The organism is Desulfonatronospira sp., from assembly GCA_003563255.1.
In the GTDB taxonomy this organism is placed as follows: Bacteria; Desulfobacterota; Desulfovibrionia; order Desulfovibrionales; family Desulfonatronovibrionaceae; genus Desulfonatronospira.
The window spans coordinates 1-2,658 of sequence record PWSL01000009.1 but is presented as its reverse complement, the minus strand read 5'-3'; the positions used below and the strand labels follow the sequence as shown (position 1 = coordinate 2,658).

General features: G+C 49.6%; 1 protein-coding gene. It reads right to left on the bottom strand.

The features are described from left to right. Positions 1-676 precede the first annotated feature (676 nt). A partial coding sequence (locus QZP87_RS00270) for an ATP-binding protein (RefSeq protein ID WP_291320924.1) occupies positions 677-2,658 on the bottom strand: 1,982 nt, incomplete at its 5' end.

The window sequence follows — 2,658 nt, the reverse complement described above, 5'->3', positions numbered from 1 at the left end:
TTTATTGTTCCCACGCTCTGCGTGGGAACATCTTCCGGACGCTCCGCGTCCACCAATGATCCAGCACTCACTTTTGAATACTATTTATTTCTGGTATTTCTCCATTGCCAAAAGTGAGTGCTGGATCCAGATACGCTCCCATGCAGAGCGTGGGAGCGATAAGAAAAACTTCCGTGCCCTTCAGTGTGTTCCGTGGGCAAAACCTCTAGGCTTCCTTTGAAAATGAAACAATATGTTGTTCCGAAATTTGTGCTAAGCGCCTAAGGCTTTTTCCGCGACCCTTCGCGGAAAAAGTGGCCCCTTCAGGGCAAAAGAGACTGCCCACGGAATACACGGAATTTCACGGAATATGCTTTGCTTCGCAACGCTTTAAAACTTTCGTGCCCTTCCGTGTGTTCCGTGGGCATAACCTCTAGGCTTCCTTTGAAAATGAAACAATATGTTGTTCCGAAATTTGTGCTAAGCGCCTAAGGAATTTAAACTTCTTATAAAAGTGAAGTCCTTGACTTGAAATGATTTTTTTTCCGCTTGATAGCGGGACCAAAGATGCGACAGGGTCAAGCCTAGTTGCCAGGCCATAGGCAGTCCCAGCTTCCTATCAAATGATCCTTTCGAATGGTATTGCATTCAAACTCACTTTGTGACTGACAACATAATAGCCGTTAAAATTCACTGTTTATTCTTGCCACGGGTATTGCTGTAAATGCTCCTGCCCAAAAAACTTACTGAACACCCTTTGAAAATCCTCATGATTCACCGGTTTGCCTATATAATCATCCATGCCTGCCTCCAGGAACTTCTCCCGGTCACCTGGCTGGGTATGGGCGGTTACAGCGATGATTGGAATCCGGGGATTGGAGAATTGAGGAATTAAGGAATTGAGGGATTCTGGGACTTCCGAATTCGGGGATTGAGGAATTGAGGAATTGAGGGATTCTGGGATACGTTTTTCTGCAGTCGGTCTCTGACCTCTGACCTCTGCCCCCTGCTCCATGCCCCATGCTCCCTGCTCCATGCTTCTTATCCGCTGCGTCGCCTCTACCCCGGTCATCACAGGCATTTGAATGTCCATGAGTATGCAGTCAAAGTTCTGTTCCTGGAACAGATCTACGGCTTCCTGCCCGTTATTTGCCAGAACGACATTATGTCCTTGCTTTTCCAGCATGGCTTTCATGAAAAACTGATTCAAGTTATCGTCTTCTGCCAGAAGGATATCTAAGTACTTTTTGGACTCTGGCTTAGTTGTGGCTGCAGTAACTGATTCCAAGTGATCAGCAGCAGGCAGGGCAAAGGGTAGGACCACGTGCACTGTGGTCCCCCGGCCCACTTCACTTTCAACGGAAATGTTTCCGTTCATCATCTCCACCAGGCGTTTGACCAGGGACAGGCCTAGACCTGCGCCCTGATATTCGCGTGTATACGATCCATCAACCTGCACAAAAGGCTTGAACAGATCTCTCATTTTATCATCGGGGATGCCTATGCCGGTATCGGAAACTGAAAACTTCAATCTGGTATCTCCGCCTTTGGCCCCAGAGAGAGAAATCAGTTGCACCTGGACGTTTCCCTGCTTTGTAAACTTCAAGGCATTGCCCACCAGGGTGAACAGGATCTGCTTGACCCGGGTCACGTCTCCTGTGACTTGTGCCGGAAGATCAGGATCCATGAAAAATTCCAGGGCGAGTCCCTTTTGGCGAGCTTCTGCCGAAAACAGACCGGACAAGGATTCAAGCAATTCTTTAGTGCTGAATTCTGCAGAGCGGATGATCATTTTTCCCGTTTCAATGTTGGACAGTTCCAGAATGTCCGAAAGCAGGCGGGTGAAACGTTCGGACGATGTGACAGCCGCGGCAACGTACTCCTGCTGCTCTTCATTCAGGGGCGTGGTCCGCAGAAGCTGCATCATACCCATTATGCCGTTGAAAGGAGTGCGAAGCTCGTGAGACATATTAGCCAGGAATTCGGACTTGGCCAGGTTGGCAGCCTCGGCTTGTTCTTTGGCCTGGATAAGGGCATCTTCGGCCTTTTTTTGATAAGATATGTCCCGAATGATTCCCACTGCATGCCATCTTCCCTGCAGCGAGACTGAGGACATGGACAGCGAGATGGGAATTTCCAGGCCATCCTTGCCAATAGCTGATAATTCAATTGTTTTGCCCACAGCATTGCCCTGTCCGGTCCTCTTGAATTCAGGAAAAGCGTATTTAAAGGATTCATGATATTTTTCAGGTGCCAGGAGATGATGCAGGTTTTTCCCCATGACTTCTTCTGCAGTATATCCGAATATTATTTCGGCCATGGGGTTCCAGTATGATATTTCGCCGTCAGGTCCCATCATGATAATTGGGTCCTGGGCTGAGTCAGTAACCGCCTGCATTCTTGCCTGGCTCTCCCGCAGGGATTCCTCAGCCCGCCTGCGCTCATCCAGTTCGTTGTTCAGCTTCAGAATGGAGTCGGATATCTTGCGGGACATCTGGTTGAAGGACCTGGTCAGGTTGCGGACCTCCACAACCCTGGACATTTCCGCGATCTCCTCAGGCTGGGAACCTGACGTCAGCCTGCCGGCGGCCCTTTCCAGCAGACTGACAGGTCTGACAATACCTCTGGTCAGGAACATTCCAGCCAGCAGGGCCAGGCCCAGGACGGCCAGGGTTATCA